Source organism: Bacillus sp. TH17, from assembly GCF_016651125.1.
Lineage (GTDB): Bacteria > Bacillota > Bacilli > Bacillales > Bacillaceae_G > Bacillus_A > Bacillus_A mycoides.
Genome location: NZ_JAEKEN010000001.1, coordinates 3,599,654 through 3,619,680, shown reverse-complemented (window position 1 = coordinate 3,619,680; position 20,027 = coordinate 3,599,654). Strand labels below are relative to the sequence as shown.

At 35.8% G+C, this 20,027-nt stretch carries 21 protein-coding genes and 1 riboswitch; of the genes, 17 read left to right on the top strand and 4 right to left on the bottom strand.

Translation table 11 applies throughout. The annotated features are described in order from the left end of the window. The first annotated feature begins 26 nt into the window (after nt 1-26). The 13 genes from bfmBAA to JFT95_RS18365 all read left to right on the top strand — a co-directional run bounded on the left by bfmBAA (nt 27) and on the right by JFT95_RS18365 (nt 11,164). Nucleotides 27-1,028 carry a 3-methyl-2-oxobutanoate dehydrogenase subunit alpha gene (gene bfmBAA, locus JFT95_RS18425; protein WP_000852549.1) on the top strand — a complete coding sequence of 334 codons (1,002 nt, stop codon included), beginning with the start codon at nt 27-29 and terminating at the stop codon, nt 1,026-1,028. Between the two features lie 12 nt (nt 1,029-1,040). Then, nucleotides 1,041-2,024 carry a 3-methyl-2-oxobutanoate dehydrogenase subunit beta gene (bfmBAB, locus tag JFT95_RS18420; RefSeq protein WP_000290070.1) on the top strand — a complete coding sequence of 328 codons (984 nt, stop codon included), beginning with the start codon at nt 1,041-1,043 and terminating at the stop codon, nt 2,022-2,024. 15 nt (nt 2,025-2,039) lie between these two features. Further along, nucleotides 2,040-3,356 carry a dihydrolipoamide acetyltransferase family protein gene (locus JFT95_RS18415; protein WP_002184993.1) on the top strand — a complete coding sequence of 439 codons (1,317 nt, stop codon included), beginning with the start codon at nt 2,040-2,042 and terminating at the stop codon, nt 3,354-3,356. A 340-nt stretch (nt 3,357-3,696) separates the two neighbouring features. Continuing rightward, on the top strand, nt 3,697-4,875 hold the full coding sequence (locus JFT95_RS18410) for an FtsW/RodA/SpoVE family cell cycle protein (RefSeq protein WP_033731238.1): 1,179 nt from the start codon (nt 3,697-3,699) through the stop codon (nt 4,873-4,875). Between the two features lie 106 nt (nt 4,876-4,981). After that, nucleotides 4,982-5,686, top strand: a complete 705-nt coding sequence (locus tag JFT95_RS18405; protein ID WP_088034317.1) for a DUF421 domain-containing protein — start codon at nt 4,982-4,984, stop codon at nt 5,684-5,686. 70 nt (nt 5,687-5,756) lie between these two features. Beyond that, nucleotides 5,757-6,215: an NUDIX hydrolase gene (locus JFT95_RS18400; RefSeq protein ID WP_033709417.1), complete on the top strand. Its 459-nt coding sequence runs from the start codon at nt 5,757-5,759 to the stop codon at nt 6,213-6,215. 144 nt (nt 6,216-6,359) lie between these two features. Then, a complete protein-coding gene (locus JFT95_RS18395) occupies nt 6,360-6,773 on the top strand; it encodes a BrxA/BrxB family bacilliredoxin (RefSeq protein ID WP_002008492.1) in 414 nt (137 codons plus the stop codon). Between the two features lie 250 nt (nt 6,774-7,023). Then, the gene (locus tag JFT95_RS18390) at nt 7,024-7,803 is read left to right on the top strand and encodes a transporter substrate-binding domain-containing protein (RefSeq protein WP_201052944.1); all 780 of its coding nucleotides are present in this window, start codon (nt 7,024-7,026) and stop codon (nt 7,801-7,803) included. 36 nt (nt 7,804-7,839) lie between these two features. After that, nucleotides 7,840-8,499, top strand: a complete 660-nt coding sequence (locus JFT95_RS18385; RefSeq protein ID WP_002067073.1) for an amino acid ABC transporter permease — start codon at nt 7,840-7,842, stop codon at nt 8,497-8,499. Then, nucleotides 8,492-9,214: an amino acid ABC transporter ATP-binding protein gene (locus JFT95_RS18380; RefSeq protein WP_002088545.1), complete on the top strand. Its 723-nt coding sequence runs from the start codon at nt 8,492-8,494 to the stop codon at nt 9,212-9,214. Before JFT95_RS18385 ends, JFT95_RS18380 begins: the two co-directional genes overlap by 8 nt. A 100-nt stretch (nt 9,215-9,314) precedes the next feature. Next, nucleotides 9,315-10,283, top strand: coding sequence for an aromatic acid exporter family protein (locus tag JFT95_RS18375; RefSeq protein WP_002033971.1), 969 nt, complete (start codon nt 9,315-9,317; stop codon nt 10,281-10,283). Between the two features lie 16 nt (nt 10,284-10,299). Next, nucleotides 10,300-10,860 carry a L,D-transpeptidase gene (locus tag JFT95_RS18370; protein WP_002015103.1) on the top strand — a complete coding sequence of 187 codons (561 nt, stop codon included), beginning with the start codon at nt 10,300-10,302 and terminating at the stop codon, nt 10,858-10,860. Between the two features lie 64 nt (nt 10,861-10,924). Next, a complete protein-coding gene (locus JFT95_RS18365; RefSeq protein WP_002088543.1) occupies nt 10,925-11,164 on the top strand; it encodes a DUF3894 domain-containing protein in 240 nt (79 codons plus the stop codon). Nucleotides 11,165-11,254: 90 nt separating this feature from the next. Here the strand turns inward: JFT95_RS18365 and prli42 are convergent, their stop codons facing one another. Further along, nucleotides 11,255-11,347, bottom strand: a complete 93-nt coding sequence (prli42, locus tag JFT95_RS18360; RefSeq protein WP_000549036.1) for a stressosome-associated protein Prli42 — start codon at nt 11,345-11,347, stop codon at nt 11,255-11,257. Between the two features lie 188 nt (nt 11,348-11,535). On the opposite strand from prli42, the gene JFT95_RS18355 reads away from it, so the two are divergent. Then, the gene (locus JFT95_RS18355; RefSeq protein ID WP_002015105.1) at nt 11,536-12,081 is read left to right on the top strand and encodes a GNAT family N-acetyltransferase; all 546 of its coding nucleotides are present in this window, start codon (nt 11,536-11,538) and stop codon (nt 12,079-12,081) included. A gap of 127 nt (nt 12,082-12,208) precedes the next feature. Continuing rightward, complete coding sequence (locus tag JFT95_RS18350) at nt 12,209-13,327, top strand: tripeptidase T (protein ID WP_002015107.1); 1,119 nt, start codon at nt 12,209-12,211, stop codon at nt 13,325-13,327. Between the two features lie 51 nt (nt 13,328-13,378). On the opposite strand, the gene JFT95_RS18345 is transcribed toward JFT95_RS18350, so the two are convergent. After that, nucleotides 13,379-13,585 (bottom strand): hypothetical protein, encoded by a 207-nt coding sequence (locus JFT95_RS18345; protein WP_002129020.1) that lies wholly within the window; start codon nt 13,583-13,585, stop codon nt 13,379-13,381. Between the two features lie 142 nt (nt 13,586-13,727). On the opposite strand from JFT95_RS18345, the gene JFT95_RS18340 reads away from it, so the two are divergent. Continuing rightward, a complete protein-coding gene (locus JFT95_RS18340; RefSeq protein ID WP_002088539.1) occupies nt 13,728-14,966 on the top strand; it encodes a DNA polymerase IV in 1,239 nt (412 codons plus the stop codon). 218 nt (nt 14,967-15,184) lie between these two features. Here the strand turns inward: JFT95_RS18340 and mgtA are convergent, their stop codons facing one another. After that, nucleotides 15,185-17,890, bottom strand: coding sequence for a magnesium-translocating P-type ATPase (mgtA, locus tag JFT95_RS18335; protein ID WP_201052943.1), 2,706 nt, complete (start codon nt 17,888-17,890; stop codon nt 15,185-15,187). 331 nt (nt 17,891-18,221) lie between these two features. Then, nucleotides 18,222-18,389, bottom strand: a riboswitch (M-box (ykoK) riboswitch). Nucleotides 18,390-18,585: 196 nt separating this feature from the next. Next, nucleotides 18,586-18,837 carry a DUF3932 family protein gene (locus JFT95_RS18330; protein WP_000665712.1) on the bottom strand — a complete coding sequence of 84 codons (252 nt, stop codon included), beginning with the start codon at nt 18,835-18,837 and terminating at the stop codon, nt 18,586-18,588. 189 nt (nt 18,838-19,026) lie between these two features. Between JFT95_RS18330 and rnz the strand changes: the two genes are divergently transcribed. Further along, nucleotides 19,027-19,950, top strand: coding sequence for a ribonuclease Z (gene rnz / locus JFT95_RS18325; RefSeq protein ID WP_201052942.1), 924 nt, complete (start codon nt 19,027-19,029; stop codon nt 19,948-19,950). Nucleotides 19,951-20,027: the final 77 nt, after the last annotated feature.

Genomic DNA, 20,027 nt, shown 5'->3' with positions numbered 1-20,027 from the left:
AATGTGGATTTAGGAGGTTATGAAAAATGGCAGAAGTAAAAGAAAAGCGCCATGAAGAGCTTGGCTTAAGTGATGAGCAAGTATTAGAAATGTTCCGTACGATGTTACTTGCACGTAAAATTGACGAACGTATGTGGTTATTAAACCGTGCAGGTAAAATTCCATTCGTAATTTCTTGTCAAGGACAAGAGGCTGCACAAGTTGGAGCGGCGTTCGCTCTTGATAGAGAGAAAGATTATGCATTACCATACTACCGTGATATGGGTGTTGTACTAGCGTTTGGTATGACAGCTAAAGAGCTTATGTTGTCTGCTTTCGCAAAAGCTGGCGATCCAAACTCTGGTGGTCGTCAAATGCCTGGTCACTTCGGTCAAAAGAAAAATCGTATTGTTACAGGCTCATCACCAGTAACAACGCAAGTACCACATGCAGTTGGTATTGCACTAGCTGGAAAAATGGAGAAGAAAGATTTAGTAACGTTCGTTACATTCGGAGAAGGCTCTTCAAACCAAGGTGACTTCCATGAAGGAGCAAACTTTGCTGGTGTACACAAACTACCTGTTATTTTCATGTGTGAAAATAATAAATACGCAATCTCTATTCCAGTTGAAAAACAATTAGCATGTAAAAACGTATCAGACCGTGCAATTGGTTACGGTATGCCTGGATATACAATAGACGGAAACGATCCGCTTGCAGTATATAAAGCTGTAAAAGAGGCAGCAGACCGCGGCCGTCGTGGTGAAGGCCCAACTTTAATTGAAACAGTATCATATCGTTTAACAGCACATTCTAGTGACGACGATGATCGTGTTTATCGTGATAAAGAAGAAGTAGAAGAAGCAAAGAAAAAAGATTCAATTATAACATTTGCAGCTTATTTAAAAGAAGCTGGCGTGTTAACTGAGGAATTTGAAAAACAAATGTTAGACGAAATTATGCATATCGTAAATGAAGCAACAGAATATGCAGAAAATGCTCCGTATGCAGCACCTGAAGATGCATTGAAGCACGTATACGCAGAATAGGGGGAACGTTTCATGGCTGTAATGTCTTATATTGATGCTATTACATTAGCAATGCGCGAAGAAATGGAACGCGATGAGAAAGTATTTGTTTTAGGTGAAGATGTTGGTAAAAAAGGTGGCGTATTTAAAGCGACACACGGATTATATGATCAATTTGGTGAAGATCGTGCGCTTGATGCACCGCTTGCAGAATCTGCAATTGCTGGGGTAGCAATTGGTGCGGCAATGTATGGTATGCGTCCAATTGCTGAAATGCAGTTTGCTGATTTCATCATGCCAGCAGTAAACCAAATTGTTTCTGAGGCAGCAAAAATTCGTTATCGTTCTAATAACGATTGGACTTGTCCAGTTACAATTCGTGCGCCATTTGGCGGCGGTGTTCACGGTGCATTGTATCATTCACAATCTGTAGAAGCGATGTTTGCAAACCAACCAGGTTTAAAAATTGTTATCCCTTCTACACCATATGATGCAAAAGGCTTATTAAAAGCTGCAATTCGTGATGAAGATCCAGTATTATTCTTTGAGCATAAGCGTGCATATCGCTTAATTAAAGGTGAAGTGCCAGAAGATGACTATGTATTACCAATCGGAAAAGCAGATGTAAAACGCGAAGGTGATGATATTACTGTTATCACTTACGGATTATGTGTTCACTTTGCTCTTCAAGCAGCTGAAAAGTTAGCACAAGATGGAATCTCTGCACACATTCTTGATTTAAGAACGGTATATCCGTTAGATAAAGAAGCAATTATTGAAGCGGCTTCTAAAACAGGTAAAGTTCTTCTTGTAACAGAAGACAATAAAGAAGGAAGTATTATAAGTGAAGTGGCAGCTATTATCGCTGAAAACTGTCTGTTTGATTTAGATGCGCCAATCGCACGTCTTGCAGGTCCAGATGTTCCAGCAATGCCATATGCACCAACAATGGAAAAATTCTTTATGGTAAATCCAGATAAAGTTGAAAAAGCAATGCGTGAACTTGCGGAATTTTAATCGGGGGGACTATACATGGCTGTAGAAAATATCACAATGCCTCAGCTCGGGGAGAGCGTTACAGAGGGTACAATTAGTAAATGGCTCGTTAATGTTGGCGATCACGTAAACAAGTATGATCCGCTTGCAGAAGTAATGACTGATAAAGTAAATGCTGAAGTGCCATCTTCTTTCACTGGTATTGTGAAAGAATTAATCGCTGGTGAAGGTGAGACGTTAGCTGTAGGTGAAGTAGTTTGTGTTATTCAAGTAGAAGGCGCAGATGAAGTAGCAGCGACAGCTGTTGAGGAAAAAACAAAAGAAGAACCAAAGGCAGAAGTAGCTACGCCTGAAAAAGCACCGAAAGCAAAACAACCAACTGATGGAAAACCACGTTTTTCACCAGCTGTTTTAAAACTTGCAGGTGAGCATAATGTTGATTTAGATTTAGTAGAAGGTACGGGAGCAAATGGCCGTATCACTCGTAAAGATATTTTAAAGCTTGTGGAATCTGGGAATATTCCGCAAGCAGGTGCGAAGAAAGAGGAAGCGGTAGCAGCAGTAGTAGAAGCGCGTCCAGAGGCACCAAAAGCAGCGCCAGTAGCACAAAAAGTAGAAGCTGTAAAACCAGTTTCTGTACCAACAATGCCTGGCGATATCGAAATTCCAGTAACAGGTGTGCGTAAAGCAATTGCAGCGAACATGTTACGTAGTAAACACGAAGCGCCACATGCTTGGATGATGATTGAAGTAGATGTGACAAACCTTGTGTCATACCGTAATTCAATTAAAGGTGATTTCAAAAAGCGCGAAGGTTTTAATTTAACGTTCTTTGCTTTCTTCGTAAAAGCAGTAGCACAAGCGTTAAAAGAGTATCCTCAAATCAATTCAATGTGGGCTGGCGATAAGATCGTTCAGAAGAAAGATATTAACCTTTCTATCGCTGTTGCAACAGAGGACGAACTATTTGTACCAGTAATTAAACACGCGGATGAGAAGACGATTAAAGGTATCGCTCGTGAAATTACAGAGCTTGCAGGAAAAGTACGTACGAAATCGTTAAAAGCGGACGAAATGCAAGGTGGAACATTTACAATTAATAACACAGGATCATTCGGTTCTGTTCAATCTATGGGTATTATTAATTACCCACAAGCGGCTATTTTACAAGTTGAATCAATTGTAAAACGCCCAGTAATTATGGATAATGGTATGTTCGGTGCTCGCGACATGGTTAACTTATGTTTATCACTTGATCACCGTGTACTAGATGGCTTAATTTGTGGTAAGTTCTTAGGACGTGTAAAAGAAATTTTAGAAAATACGTCAGAAAATAATACATCTGTATATTAATAAAAAGCTCGCTTATGCGAGCTTTTTATCATCTTATTTCTTCATTTGCATCCTACTATATGTACAACACTTTTCCAGGCAATCTTACAATGAACGAGTATGTATTAGAAATTTACGAAAATACATTGCTGATATATGGTATATAGATATAAAATAAGAAAAGAATAATTTTTTTGGCAAATCTTACTGACGAAACTGTAGTATAATATATTGTATTGTATGAAAAAGAGAGTTATTCTATATAAGTGTTTTATAGATAATGTGTAATCAGTCGTCAAAACATGAAGAATGTTGACTCCTGGTTTTTTATTTTGCTGTAACAATGTTTCAGGAGGATGTCATGAAAAGAAGTACCGAGTTTCTAAAAAGTTTAGATGTAAAATTAATATTAATTTTGTTTGCATTATGTGTTACGAGTATAGCTGCTATATATAGCAGTCAGCAAACTGGACAATATGGGGCTGAGAATTTTGCTCTGAAACAAGGTGTTAACTACATAATTGGGATTGTAATGTTACTTCTTGTTGCAAGTGTTGATTCAGATCAGCTACAAAAACTATCTTGGCCATTGTATATTGCTACATTTGCTTCGATTATTTTGTTGAAGATATTACCAGTTTCAAACTTTACACCTGAAATACTTGGGGCGAAAAGATGGTTTAGGTTTCCGGTAATTGGATCTATTCAACCGTCGGAGTTTTTCAAAATTGCACTGGTTATGTTAGTAGCAAATTTAGCAGTAAAGCATAATGCACAGTATATGGTTCGAACATTTAAAACAGACCTAATATTAATAGGAAAGGTAATGTTAGTAGCTATTCCTCCTACGGCTGTTGTATATAGCCAACCGGATACAGGTATGGTGTTCTTATATGCTGCTGCAATTGCATGTATTTTATTTATGTCAGGTATTCAGAAGAAATTGATAGCGTTATGTACAACTATTCCGGTGACCATAGTATCGGCGTTAATATTTATTTACGTAAGGTATGAGGATTTCTTCTTTAATAATTTAGTTATGTTACTAAAACCTCACCAACGATCACGTATTTTAGGTTGGTTAGATCCATTTGAACATACAGATCAAGGTTATCAAACACAGCAATCGATTTTAGCTGTAGGTAGTGGCGGTATGGAAGGGAAAGGATTTGGCGAAGGGAACGTCTATATCCCTGAGAAGCATACTGACTTTATTTTTGCTACAATTGCCGAAGAAGGTGGATTTATCGTAGCAGCGTTAGTTGTATTCTTATTCTTATTACTACTATATCGAACAATTATTATCGGTTATTCTGCTGATAATTTATTCGGTACATTATTATGTGCTGGATCAATTGGGATATTAACGGTTCAAATATTCCAAAATATTGGTATGATCGTTGGATTAATGCCTGTAAAAGGGATTGCATTACCTTTCTTATCGTATGGGGGAAGTTCCTTATTCTCGAATATGATTATGATGGGTCTCATATTATCCGTACGAAAAACGTATAAAAAGTATATGTTTTCTGTTAAGTAAAAAAGCTGATTCGTTTAAAAACGAATCAGCTTTTTTACATATATGCTCTTAAACGTTGCAAACTAAAACAAAGTAGCAGTTTGAGATGGGTAAGGAGTGCAAAGTGATGCATATGCATATTTTTGAAGGGGCACGGCATCTTTCTAATAGTGAATGGGTTATTCGGGCTATCATAGCATACATATTTTTAATATTAGTTGCGAAAGCGATGGGGCAAAGGTCCATCGCGCAACTTCGTTTTTTAGATGTTGTATTAGTGTTATTGCTTGGTGGGAATATTTCTAACGCATTATCTGATGAAAAAGTGGGATTACTCGGCTCGATGATTACAACGTTCATACTCGTTGTACTTCACATTATAAGCTCAGTCTTAATGTTGAAATGGGATAGATGGAGACGCTTTTTAGAGCCTGCACCTATTATTCTTATACACAATGGTGCCATTGATTTTAGCAATTTGAAAAAGGCGAGAATTACGGCGGAATATTTATTTTCGGAACTTCGCATGCGAAATGTGAGCGATATTCAAACGATTAAATTAGCATTATGGGAAGCAAGTGGTGTTGTTTCTATATTTCAGTATCCAGAATATGAAGCAGTTTCTCGGCTTGATCTTAAAGTGGCGGGGAAAAAATCTCCAGTTGCTTTTATTTTAGTGAAGGATGGAAGAATTCAGCAGGACGTTCTCGCTTTAGTAGGAAAAACAGAAGAGTGGGCGAAAGAGTTTTTAGAGAAGAATGCAGAAATTGAATCCATTATGTTAGCTACAGTAGATGAAGCACATAAAATAAATATTTTGTTAAAAAAATGAAAAATATACGCATTTTGTCGTTTCATACATATGATACAATAGTGTGGACAACGAAAAAGGAGGCGATACGATGGGATATGTAGAAGAATTACGAAAAATAGTTGGTCATCGCCCTTTAATTTTAGTTGGTGCTGTTGTACTCGTTATAAATGAAAGTGGATATGTATTATTACAGCAAAGAACAGAGCCGTACGGAAAATGGGGGTTGCCTGGCGGGCTAATGGAGCTTGGTGAATCACCAGAAGAAACAGCTTACCGTGAAGTATATGAAGAGACAGGAATAGAAGTAAAGAACCTCCGATTAATCAATGTATTTTCTGGAGCGAACTATTTTTCAAAATTAACAAACGGTGATGAGTTTCAATCCGTAACGACAGCTTATTATACCGATGAATACGAAGGGAATTTTGTTATGAATAAAGAAGAAGCGGTTCAGCTTAAATTCTTCCCGGTAACAGAGCTACCTGATTATATTGTAGGATCGCATAAAAAAATGATTGCGGAATATATGAAAATTATGGAAAAGTGACAAAAAGGTGTTAGAGCAAGGGCTCTAACACCTTTTCTATGCCTAAATACAAGTAAACTTACTTGTATTTCATAAACATTAACTGGTAAGATACAAATAGATAGTTTTAGAGGAGGGAAAAGATTGATTAATTTTAACTTTTTTATGAATGATGTTGTCCGCCAAGCGCGTGAAGAGATTGTCTCTGCTGGATATACAGAATTGACGACGCCGGAAGCAGTAGAAGAAGCGTTTAAAAGAAATGGAACAACACTTGTAATGGTAAACTCTGTATGTGGTTGTGCAGGTGGTATTGCTCGTCCTGCTGCTGCGCATTCCGTACATTACGATAAACGTCCTAACCATCTTGTAACGGTGTTTGCAGGTCAAGATAAAGAAGCAACAGCAACAGCTCGTGAATATTTCGAAGGATATCCACCTTCTTCTCCATCATTCGCTTTATTAAAAGATGGAAAAATTGTAACGATGGTAGAACGTCATGAAATTGAAGGTCATGAACCAATGCAAGTTATTGCAAAACTACAATCTTATTTCGAAGAGAATTGTGAAGAACTATAAATATAAGCGAAAAGGCGGTACGTCCACAATGAAGTGGATGTACCGCCTTTTTTATTTAGTTTTTAAAATAATTAAACATGCAGGAAGTTGTTGTTTATGCATGTTTTCATGCATTAACAACAGCTTTAATGCTGTTTTTTTATTTATTTTTATTTTAAATATTGCATAAAAATGAAAGTGCTGATACAATACAAACATCGAATAAATATTCTATTAAACTTTTAAATATACATTATTAGGGGGAAGAAAGATGAAGAAGTTGTTATCAATATCATTTGCACTTATTTTAATTGTAAGTATATTCAGTGCTTGTAGTAATGGGGAAGAAAAGGCTACTGGAAAAAATAAAAAAGTACTCGTTATGGGGACTTCAGCAGACTATAAACCGTATGAATACGTAGAAGCTTCAAAAAATGATGAAATTATCGGCTTTGATGTTGATATTGCCAAATATATCGGAAAAGAACTTGGATACGAAGTGAAAGTGAAAGACATGGATTTCGGCGGATTATTAGCATCTCTTAATTCAGGAAAAGTTGATTTCGTTATGGCGGGTATGACGCCAACTGCAGAGCGTAAAAATAATGCTGATTTCACAGATATATATTTTGTTGCAAAAAATATGATCGTTTCAAAAAAGGGCTCTAATATTAAATCGTTAGAAGATTTAAAAGGGAAAAAAGTAGGAGTACAAACAGGATCAATTCAAGAAGAAAAGGCAAAAGAATTTCAGAAACAAGTCGATTTCAAAGCTGAGGGACGTGACCGTATACCAGAAATCGTACAAGAAATTAAAGCTGGTCGTTTTGACGCTGCAATTATAGAAGACACAGTTGCAAAAAATTATTTAGAAAAAATGAAAGAACTACAAGGAATTGAAATTCAAGAAGCACCAGAAGAAGTAGGTGCAGCAATTGCTCTTCCGAAAAATAGTGATAAAACAGAAGAATTTAATAAAGTAATTAAGAAAATGCAAGAAAATGGAGAAATGGATAAATTAGTGAAGAAATGGTTTGGCAGCGGAAAATAAGCTGCCTTTCACTTTTCTGTGAGGGGAATGAAAAGGATGAATCTAGATTTTTCGGCAATTACGCCTTCAATACCATATATATTAAAGGGATTAGAAGTTACATTGAAAATTGTAGCTGCATCAGCTGTGGTAGGATTTATTTTAGGAACGTTATTAGCACTTTGCAAAATTGCTAGAATACGAGTATTAAATATTGCAGCAGATATTTATACGTCAATATTTCGTGGCACACCGCTAGTATTACAATTAATGATTATTTATTTCGGTGTTCCGCAAATGATGGGTTATGAGATACCGGCCTTTTTAGCAGCTGTACTTGCATTTAGCTTAAATTCAGGTGCATATATGTCAGAAGTAATTCGTGCCGGCATTCAAGCAGTCGATAAAGGACAAACAGAAGCAGCAATGGCTTTAGGTATTCCGTACAGTAAAATGATGAGAAATATTATTTTTCCTCAAGCTTTAAAAAATATATTACCAGCACTTGTGAATGAGTTTGCGACACTTACGAAAGAGTCGGCTGTAGTAACCGTAATAGGAGCGACTGATTTAATGCGCCGTGCTTATATTGTAGGTGGTGAAACATTTAAATATCTTGAGCCATTACTTTTTGTTGGACTTATTTATTATATATTAGTAATTATTCTTACATTAGTCGGGAAAGCCATTGAAGGGAGAATGAAGAAAAGTGATTAAAATTGACAACCTTCATAAATCATTTGGGAAAAATGAAGTATTAAAAGGAATTACAACAACGATTGAGAAAGGAGAGGTTGTTGCAATTATTGGACCGTCTGGATCTGGAAAGTCAACGTTTTTACGCTGTATGAATGTATTAGAAGCGCCGACAGATGGTCACATTTGGATTGGAACGGAAGAAGTAACGAATCCGAAAACAAATATTATGCACGTTCGTGAAAATGTCGGAATGGTATTTCAACATTTTCACTTATTCCCTCATATGACTGTATTAGAAAATATTACGTATGCTCCTATCAATGTAAAAGAAGTAACGAAGCAAGAAGCTGAAAAAAAAGCTGAGAAACTTCTAGAAAAAGTGGGGTTATTAGATAAGAAAGATGCATATCCAAATCGTCTTTCAGGAGGACAAAAGCAACGTGTAGCAATTGCAAGAGCGTTAGCGATGGAACCGGAAGTTATGTTATTTGATGAACCTACCTCTGCGCTAGATCCAGAAATGGTGAAAGAAGTGTTAGAAGTTATGAAATCATTAGTTACGACAGGAATGACGATGGCAATCGTTACACATGAAATGGGATTTGCAAAAGAAGTAGCAGACCGTGTTCTCTTTTTAGATGGTGGAAAGCTCGTAGAAGATAGTAATCCGGAAGAGTTTTTTACAGCACCAAAAAGTGACCGTGCAAAAGAATTTTTGCAAAAGATATTGTAATATGTGAAGGGTACGTGAATAATAGGTAGAAAAGGATGACATTGCGTCATCCTTTTTTTATACTATTTTTAAATACATTTATACATATAGGAGTAATGATATGTTTAAAATTGGATATAGAACAGTGAAAACAGCGCTTGGAACGGGAGCGGCAGTTTTTATTGCTCAGTTATTAGGATTAGAATTTTATAGTTCAGCTGGTATTTTAGTCATTTTATGTGTGCAAAATACGAAACGAAAATCCGTTCAAGTATCGTTGCACCGTTTTTTAGCTTGTGTATTATCGATGGTATTTGCGTTTTGTATTTTTGAAACGATTGGTTATACACCACTAGCGATTAGCGTATTACTGCTTACCTTTATTCCAACTGCAGTTATGTGCAAAATTCAAGAAGGGATTGTCACGAGTTCGGTTATCGTTATGCATCTGTATTCATTAAAGCAAATTACATGGTCTATAGTTGGTAATGAAATTGCTATATTAACGATTGGAATTAGTGTCGCTTTATTAGTAAACATGTACATGCCAAGCAGTGAGAATAAACTGAAAGAGTATCAAGGAAAAATAGAAGAGCATTTCAGAACGATTTTGTTTGAAATGGTCGTTTATTTACGGAATCGAGATAGTAATTGGAGTGGGGCCGAATTAATTGAAACAGAAATGATGCTGAAAGAAGCGAAAGATTTATCATTTAAAAAACTTGAGAATGAATTTATGCGTGAAGATGACTATTATTATCGGTATTTTGATATGCGTATGCAACAATTTGAAATTTTGGAGCGCATGATACCATTAGCTGCATCACTATCTTGGACGTATGAACAAGCTGATATGATTGCAGACGTAATTGAAAATATAGGGAATTCTATTCGACCTGAAAGTACAGGGGTCATTTCGTTAAGACAACTTCAAGAAATGCGAGAAGTATTTAGAGAAATGCCTTTACCAGTCTCGCGAGAAGAATTTGAAATACGTGCAAAACTTGTTCAACTTGTTTATGAGATGGAGCAATATTTACTCATTAAAAGTCGTTTTAAGGGAAAGGATAATATAAAAGAACTTATTTAGAAGGTAGGAACTATATATGCCGTATCTTCTTTCTTTATTATTATGTCTTTCTCTATCACCGATCTGGCCTCTTGGTGATAACCCACGTGCTGGAGATCCTTTTATAATTGTAAATAAAGCAACGAATAAACTAGCTTACATCGATGATGGGAAGATCCAAAAGGTTTTTCCAGTAGCGACAGGGAAAACAAATGAATTAACCCCAGAAGGAACTTTTGACATTGTATTGAAGGCGAAGGATCCCTATTATATTGCGAAGGATATTCCTGGGGGCTCTCCAAAAAATCCACTTGGATCGAGGTGGATGGGATTTAATGCAAGAGGAACGGATGGAAGTAAGTATGGGATACACGGGACAAACCAGCCTAGTTCAATTGGAAAATATATTTCGCAAGGATGTATAAGAATGAAGAAACATGATGTGGAATATTTGTTTGATCGTATTCCAATTGGAACGAAAGTATCGATTGTGAAATCGAAAAAAACATTTCAGCAATTGGCGAAGGAAAAAGGGGCCATAGTATTTGGAAAAGTCAACGAAACGGTTGGCTTTTTCTTTTATTATAAGTTGTCTTGACATGTGTACATAACCATGCGTTAATGAGAATATATAAAGATAATTGAGTAAAGGGGTTGCTCATATGTATTTAAATCCAAAAATTTCTTACATGCAGTTTTGTGTTGGTTTTCTATTTGTTATTACATTCATATTGGCAACTTTTAATATATGTTCTTACGTTGTAGCGATTGTATTTATGGCATTACTCAATCTTACTTTTGTTATTGGGGCATTTCAGCAGAAACAATATACAAGTTTTGTAATAGCACTTGTAATGGCCTTTTCCTTTAGTATTGTAGCAATTGTAATATATATAAAATAAAATGTTCATTACAAGATAGACTATCTCGATTTCGAGATGGTCTATTTTGTATGTGTAAGCAGTAAAAAAAGGACGAGTGAATCGTCCTTTTTACCAAAACATACTTGCGCCAGTAAGTAATGTTGTTACAAGCATAGAAATTAGCATTATATAAACCATAATTTTTTGAGCTTTTTTATGCATCGTTAAACCTCCTTGCAAATCAGTACAATTTCATTGTAACGAGAAATAAAATTGTGGACAAGGGGAGAGAAAGGACAAAATTCGGGAAGGGGGTGCAAAATATTACAGGAAATTTGAGCATACGTAGAGAATATGTTAAAAGATAGATTATTAATTTTTTTTTATGCAAGCTGAAGAATGGAGATACAATGATGAAAATATACGAGACAGATCGTTTACATTTAAGAGAAATTGATGAGTCGTATGCGGAAAAAGTTCTTCAATATTACGACAAAAATCGTGAATTTTTAAAGGCGTGGGAAGAGTATAGACCGGAGGGGTTTTTCACGTTAGATTATCAAAAGAAAAAGTTACAAAAGGATAGAAAAGAGTTCGCGGAAGGCAAGATTATCAGGCTTTGGATTTTTAAAAAGGGTGATGATACAAAAATTATTGGATGTATTTCATTTAATCTAATTGTTCGCGGAATTTATCAATCTTGTGTACTCGGTTATAAATTAGATAAGGAAGAATTGAATAAAGGTTACACAACAGAAGCGCTTAGAAAAGCAATTCAAGTTACCTTTGAAGAATTTCATTTACATCGTATAGAAGCACCAATTATGCCACGAAATTTAGCATCTATACAAGTAGTGACGAAGATAGGATTTCAATATGAAGGTGTATCTCGAAAAATGCTAATGGTAAATGGCATCTGGGAAGATCATATGCGCTGGGTATTGTTAAACGAGTAATAGAAGGCAGATGGGTATCTAGATGTGTTAACCATCTGTTTTTTGTCTTGTATTTCGAAACTTTTGCGAAATTCTGTTATAATTAATGTTGTTATATACATAATGGTAGTGCAGGAGGCGCAGTCTTATGATTAATCAAGAACGTTTAGTAAATGAATTTATGGAGTTAGTACAAGTAGATTCTGAAACAAAATTTGAAGCAGAAATTTGCAAAGTGTTAACAGAGAAATTTACTGCTTTAGGTGTAGAAGTATTTGAGGATGACACGATGGGTGTGACTGGTCATGGTGCAGGTAACTTAATTTGTACTTTACCAGCAACAAAAGACGGTGTTGATACAATTTATTTCACTTCTCATATGGATACAGTAGTTCCTGGTAATGGAATTAAGCCTTCTATTAAAGATGGATATATCGTATCAGATGGTACTACAATTTTAGGAGCCGATGACAAAGCTGGATTAGCATCTATGTTTGAAGCAATTCGTGTCTTAAAAGAGAAAAACATTCCTCATGGTAAAATTGAATTTATTATTACAGTTGGAGAAGAATCTGGTCTTATTGGCGCAAAAGCGTTAGATCGCGAGCGCATTACAGCAAAATATGGTTATGCATTAGATAGTGATGGAAAAGTTGGTGAAATTGTAGTTGCAGCGCCAACACAAGCGAAAGTGAATGCGATTATTCGCGGGAAAACAGCTCATGCTGGCGTAGCACCAGAAAAAGGTGTATCTGCAATTACTATCGCAGCAAAAGCAATCGCAAAGATGCCACTTGGTCGTATCGATTCTGAAACAACTGCAAATATTGGACGTTTTGAAGGTGGTACACAAACAAATATCGTTTGCGATCATGTTCAAATCTTTGCAGAAGCTCGTTCTTTAATAAATGAGAAAATGGAAGCACAAGTTGCAAAAATGAAAGAAGCATTTGAAACAACTGCAAAAGAAATGGGTGGTCATGCAGACGTTGAAGTAAACGTTATGTATCCAGGATTTAAGTTTGCTGCTGGCGATCACGTTGTAGAAGTTGCGAAACGTGCAGCTGAAAACATTGGTCGTACGCCTTCTCTTCACCAAAGTGGTGGCGGAAGTGATGCGAACGTAATCGCAGGACATGGTATCCCAACAGTTAACTTAGCAGTTGGTTATGAAGAAATTCATACAACAAATGAAAAAATTCCTGTTGAAGAATTAGCGAAAACAGCAGAATTAGTTGTAGCTATTATCGAAGAAGTAGCGAAGTAAGTAATAAAGTCAAAAAGACGTGTGAACCAATTATGGTTTACACGTCTTTTTTTATTTTGATTCAATTGCTTTCACAAGGCGGATAAGCCAATATAAGAAGACCCACGGAAGTACATAAGTTGTTGCAAAACGTATGAAATGAGAGAAGATTCCTAAAGCGTAAATGTTAATGTTAAAAAGGGGAAGTAACAAATAATTAATCGCAAGGATTACTATAATAATAATAAATACATAATTGAGTTTATTATGTTGTTTCATAACGATTCACCTCCTTTACAATAATATCCATTTGTTACGTACAGTATAGCAAAAAATAGATAGAGAAAAGCCAATAATTATTATAACGTGTAAAGAAATTTGATATAATGAAGGAACAAATGTTCTTTAAGGGGTGAGTAGTATGCGAGAAATGTATCCGAAAAATGGACGTGTTATTTTACATGTAGATATGAATTGTTTTTTCGCATCTGTCGAAATTGCTCATGACCCATCATTACAAGGAAAGCCATTAGCGATTGCGGGGAATGAAAAAGAGAGAAAAGGGATTATCATAACATGTAGTTATGAGGCGAGAGAATATGGAATACGTACGACGATGCCTCTATGGGAAGCGAAGCGATTATGCCCGCAATTAGTTGTGAGGCACCCTAATTTTACATTATATCGAGAAGCTTCATTTCAAATGTTTCAAATTCTTTCCCGTTTTACAGAAAAAATACAACCGTTTTCTATAGATGAAGGGTATTTAGATATTACAGATTGCTATGCGCTCGGTTCGCCTCTTGAAATAGCGAAGATGATTCAACAAGCGTTACTAACAGAGTTACAGCTTCCATGTAGCATTGGGATTGCCCCAAACCTTTTCCTAGCAAAGACTGCTTCAGATATGAAAAAACCTCTTGGAATTACAGTACTTCGAAAACGTGATATCCCAGAAATTATTTGGCCACGATCAGTTGCAGAGATGCATGGAATCGGAGAGAAAACAGCTGAAAAACTAAAAGACATTCATATACATACAATTGAACAGTTAGCAAAAGGAGACGAGCATATCATTCGCGCTAAAATTGGAAAGCACGGTGTTGATTTACAAAAACGTGCAAAAGGTATGGATGACAGGGAAGTTGATCCGAATCAAATGGGACAACATAAAAGCGTTGGAAATTCGATGACTTTCTCAAAGGATATGGACGAAGAAAAAGAATTACTTGATATGTTAGAAAGATTATCGAAATCAGTAAGCAAAAGGCTACAAAAACGAACTCTCGTTAGTTATAACATTCAAATTATGATTAAATACCATGATCGTCGCACGGTAACACGGAGTAAACAATTGAAAAATGCAATATGGGAAGAACGGGTTATTTTCCAAGCAGCATCACGTTTATGGAAGCAACACTGGGATGGTGATTCTGTTCGTCTGTTAGGTGTTACAGCTACTGAATTAGAGTGGAAGACAGAATCAGTGAAACAGTTAGATTTGTTTTCATTCGAAGAAGATGCGAAAGAAGAGCCGTTACTTGCTGTTATTGATCAAATTAATGAAAAGTATGGAACACCTCTTTTACAGAGAGGTAGTCAATTATTGCGTAAGCAAGAAAAGTCGTTTCAGCAAAAATTAGAAAATAAGTTTATGTAGAAGGTTTTAGAGATTTAAACCCTTCTTATTTAGATGGAAGAGAGGATCCAGCCATTCGATGTCTCCATTGTCTTTCCATTCCGATGCAAGCTCCTACAATAATTGCTATAAATAACCTTAATACGATGTCATACCATATCATCATGGTCACCTCCATACATATAAGTACATGTTATATTTTTTGAGAATGAGTGAGAAATACCCACTCATTCTCATTTTTACAACCAGCTGTGGAATTTTTTAATATAAAGCTTTTTCAGGAATTGTGTTAAGAAAGCATAACCTAATAATATTCCTATGAGCCACGGGAAGTAGCTTAGTGGTAATGCTTGTAAACCAATTGCTGCACCAAGTGGTGAGAATGGAATGTAAATTCCGATTGCCATAATACAAGCGGTTAATATAAGAACTGGTATTGATGCTGTACTTTGAATGAACGGAATTTTCTGTGTTCTAATCATATGGACAATTAATGTTTGAGTTAGCAACCCAACGACAAACCAACCAGATTGGAATAGCGATTGTTCTCCAGGTGTATTTGCACCGAACACATTCCACATGACAACGAATGTGATAATATCGAATATAGAGCTAATTGGACCGATGCAAATAATGAAGTTACGCAAGTTTGCAGTATCCCATTTTCTAGGCTTCTCTAGAAATTCCTTATCCATTTTATCCCATGGAATTGAAAGCTGTGAAATATCATAAAGTAAGTTTTGAATTAAGAGATGAATTGCAAGCATCGGTAAAAATGGAATGAAAGCACTTGCCACTAATACACTAAATACATTTCCAAAGTTAGAGCTAGCTGTCATTTTTATATATTTTAAAATATTGCCGAAAGTAGTGCGTCCTTCTAAAATACCTGCTTCTAATATAGTTAAACTTTTTTCAAGTAAAATAATATCGGAAGATTCTTTTGCAATGTCAGTAGCAGTATCAACAGATATTCCAACATCAGCATCACGTAGTGCAACGGCATCGTTAATACCATCCCCCATATAACCTACAGTATGACCATTACCTTGCAATACGCGAATGATGCGGGACTTTTGCATTGGATTTAGTTTTGCGAACACTGTTGTTTCTTCTGCCAGTGTTGCTAATGTTTTATCTGGTAAAGAATCAATTTCGTAACCGAGGACAGGCTCACCTATATTTAATCCCACTTCTTTACAAACTTTTTTTGTAACAATTTCGTTATCGCCTGTTAAGATTTTCACTTGTACGCCATGTTTTTGCAATGCTTGAATTGCAGAAGCAGCAGATGGTTTAGGTGGATCTAAAAAGCCGATATATCCAGTAAGGATCATAGTGGATTCATCTTGTACTGCATAAACTTTATGATAAGGTTTGTTATCGTTCTTGTATGCTACAGCGATGACACGCATTCCTTCACTATTTAAAGTTTCGCTGAGATGTTTTACATTTACTCTCATTTCTTCAGTGAGAGGGACAATTTGTCCATCAACTTCAGTGTAGTTACAAATTGATAAAATTTCTTCTACGGCACCTTTACAAACCATTGTATGTTCACCTAAAATATTTTTCACGATGACAGACATGCGACGCCGAGCAAAATCGAATGGAATTTCATCTAGCTTTTGAAAAGCTGATGGATCAAATTTATGGTTCTCCTCTGTATGTTCAATAACAGCTTTATCTATTAAATTTTTCAATCCAGTTTGATAGAAGCTATTTAAATAGGCAAAGTGTAATACACGATCGCATTCATTTCCGTTAGGATCTAAATGACGAACTAGGACAACTTTATCTTCTGTTAAAGTTCCAGTTTTATCTGTGCAAAGAATGTTCATAGCACCTAAGTTTTGAATTGAGTTGAGCTGTTTTACAATTACTTTTTGTTTAGACATGTTCACGGCGCCTTTAGCTAAATTAGCAGTTACAATCATTGGCAGCATTTCAGGTGTAAGGCCAACTGCAACAGCAATAGCAAAGAAGAAAGCTTCTTGCCAATCTCCTTTTGTGAATCCATTAATGAGAAGGACAATGGGTGCCATAATAAGCATGAATGTGATTAAGAGCCAACTTACTTTGTTTACGCCTTTATCAAAGTTTGTTTCTGCACGTTTTCCGATAACCTTTTTTGCTAAAGAGCCGAAATACGTATCCGTACTAGTTGAAACAACAACAGCTTTTGCGCTACCGCTAACAATATTTGTACCCATAAAGCAAAGGTTTTCCATATCGAGCGGATTGTAATTTTTTTTCATGTTTTTCGGTAATATATGTTTATTTTCCGTATGGTAGCAGTTTTCGTATTTTTCTACAGGAAGTGCTTCCCCGGTTAAAGAAGACTGATTAACAAATAAATCTTTTGCGGATAAAATACGCACATCAGCTGGCACGATATCACCAGCTGAAAGTGAAATAATATCGCCAGGTACAAGTTCTTCAATTGGAATTTCTGTTGTGTAATTTCGATTTAAATTTGTTACGTTTTTTGTTTCGTGTACAAATCCATCTATTCTAAAGACACTCGCAGTTGTTCGAACCATAGCCTTTAACTTATCCGCCGCTTTCTGAGAGCGGAATTCTTGTAAAAAGCGAATCGTTGCACTTAGCAGTACCATTACAGATACGACAATTGTTCCTTGTATATCATCTGTGAAAAAAGAGAGTGCTCCAAGAGCTAACAAAACAAAAATAAATGGATTTTTAAATGCCAGCAGAAATTGAATGTACCACGGCAATGTTTTATTATGAGCGATTTCGTTCGGACCATATAAAGAAAGTCTACGAGACGCTTCTTGTTTAGAGAGTCCATCTTGTGTTGTTTCTAAGAGTTTTAACGCAGAGTTTACATCCTGTGTTGCAACTGCCACTAATAATTCGTTATTTGCTTTCATGCTATCTTGATCGTAAGCATGCTTCGTTTCTTGTTTTTGTAAATTTAACATTGGTAGTTCCTCCTTTTCATGAAGGAGGAAACAATCTGTTACTCGACTATTTTAAACAGGGAGGAACAGCTTCTTTCCTACCTACATGATGAAATATAAATGTAAAACATATGGGTATCTGGGCCGAATCATCACTTGACACTGTTCCTCACCTCCATACAATTTAATAGTTTCTGAATATGCTATGTTTGTTTCATAGTAGGGTGCATAAAGATATAAAAAAGACCTTTACTCAAAACGAGTAAAGGTCTGAATTCATAGTCAAAAAGAGTCAACAACAAAGACTGTTAGTAAACATAGATAAAAACAGTTTTTGTGTATGACAAAACATACGCACCTCTCCCTCGTTGAGTTTTAGCACTGTATAGCATAGGTACTGAAACCAGCTACGTTAAGAAAGGCCTTCATTCCGACCTTTCCTGTTGACCCATTGGCGTCTCTCGACATTTTTGGGCAGCAGCGTTTCTCTATACAGGAGCCTCACCTAACAGAGACCATATTCAATTACACGTTGAATATTAGCACTGTAAAATCGTAGTGTCAATATCTTTTTAATCTGTTTTTTTGAAAAATCAAATAGATTTATGATGGCTATATAGTAGGAAATAAGCGGAGTTTTTTGAAATAAGGCGGGAAAATAAATACTTTAATGAACATAAATAAAAAGCACTGATTACAGTGCTTTTTATTATAGATTATGAGATTGTAGGATTTTCAAAAATAACAATTTCTGAGTTACTTGTTGTTGAAACGCGTTGTGCGTAATATGTTAAAGCTGAAGAAATATATGTTGGTAACGTCTCATTTGTATGTGATGTTGTATATTCATGGATTAATTCTTTTAAAGTCGTCCATTCTAATTGTGCTGGGTGATCAGAAACGAAAGAACTTACCCAGCGATCAAATGAAGATGAAAAATCAGTTTGTAAACGAAATACTTCTTTCATAATAAAACGCTCCCTTAAAATGTAGTACAATTATTTTACCACAAAATACGAACGATAGCTAAATTTTTTGAGTATAATGTTCGTGTTATATAGTTGTCTAGATGATTGGTTATACAAATTCAATTTGCCATTTGAAATAACATTCCGTAAGATGAAAGATAGATTATATAAAGAGCTGGAGGAAAGAAAGTGGAATTTGTATTTTTAGGGACTGGTGCAGGTGTTCCTTCAAAAGGAAGGAATGTTTCAGCAATTGCTTTGCAGTTGTTAGAAGAACGAGGACAGACTTGGTTATTTGACTGTGGCGAGGCGACGCAACATCAAATACTACATACGTCTGTACGTCCACGCCGCATTGAAAAAATATTTATTACGCATTTACATGGCGATCATATTTTTGGATTGCCGGGTTTATTGGGTAGCCGTTCGTTTCAAGGTGGAACAACAAAATTAACAGTGTACGGACCAAAAGGAATTAAACAATTTATTGAAGTGGCATTATTAGTAAGTACGACACATGTTAAATATCCACTTGAAATCGTTGAGATTACGGAAGAAGGTATTGTGTTTGAGGATAATGAATTTTGTGTAGAAACAAAAAGGTTATCACATGGAATTGAATGCTTCGGATATCGAATTGTAGAGAAAGATATACAGGGAGCTCTTTTAGTGGATAAGTTACTGGGAATGGGTGTGAAACCTGGTCCAGTTTTTAAACGCTTAAAAGATGGTGAAGTAGTTGAATTAGAGAATGGCACAGTGTTAGATGGAAAAGATTTTATTGGCCCGCCTCAAAAAGGAAGAGTTATTACAATTTTAGGCGATACACGATATTGCGAAGCGAGTAGAGAGCTTGCGCAAGATGCTGAAGTACTTGTTCATGAAGCGACTTTTGCGGCAGAAGATGAACAACAAGCGTATGATTATTTTCATTCCACATCTAAGCAAGCTGCGAGTATTGCACTTCAGGCAAATGCAAAACGCTTAATATTGACTCATATTAGTTCTCGTTATCAAGGAGATACATATAAGGAATTATTGAAAGAGGCAAGAGAGCTATTTTCTAATACAGAAATAGCTACGGATTTAAAATCATTTCCAGTAGAAAGATAATAATGTTGTGAAAAAATGGTGACGATAGGTTGCCATTTTTTTTATTTCTAAAAAAAATTAAAAATAAAACTGTTATC